Origin of the sequence: Pseudomonas yangonensis, assembly GCF_009932725.1 — a bacterium.
Lineage (GTDB): Bacteria > Pseudomonadota > Gammaproteobacteria > Pseudomonadales > Pseudomonadaceae > Aquipseudomonas > Aquipseudomonas yangonensis.
Map to the genome: position 1 here is coordinate 1 of NZ_BLJU01000073.1, position 347 is coordinate 347.

At 65.7% G+C, this 347-nt stretch carries 1 protein-coding gene; it reads left to right on the forward strand.

Features of this window, described 5'->3' with window-relative positions; translation table 11 throughout:
• Positions 1-347: peptidase dimerization domain-containing protein (locus GYB81_RS23530; RefSeq protein WP_161897978.1), on the forward strand; the 347-nt coding region annotated here is incomplete at both ends.

The window sequence follows — 347 nt, forward strand, 5'->3', positions numbered from 1 at the left end:
GCCGCTTGGTCGTGCGGCGGTGATCGGCGAGCCGACCGGCCTCAAACCCATCCGCCTGCACAAGGGTGTGATGATGGAGCGTATCGATATTCTCGGCCGCAGCGGTCACTCTTCCGACCCCAGCCTCGGCCATAGTTCGCTGGAAGCCATGCAGGATGTGATGGGCGAGCTGCGCGGCCTGCGCGCCCAATGGCAGCGCGAATGCAACAACCCGCAGTTCAGCGTGCCCCAGCCGACCCTCAACCTCGGCTGCATCCACGGTGGCGACAATCCCAACCGCCTCTGCGGCCAGTGTTCGCTGGAATTCGCCCTGCGCCCGCTACCCGGCCTTCATCCTGAGCAGTTGC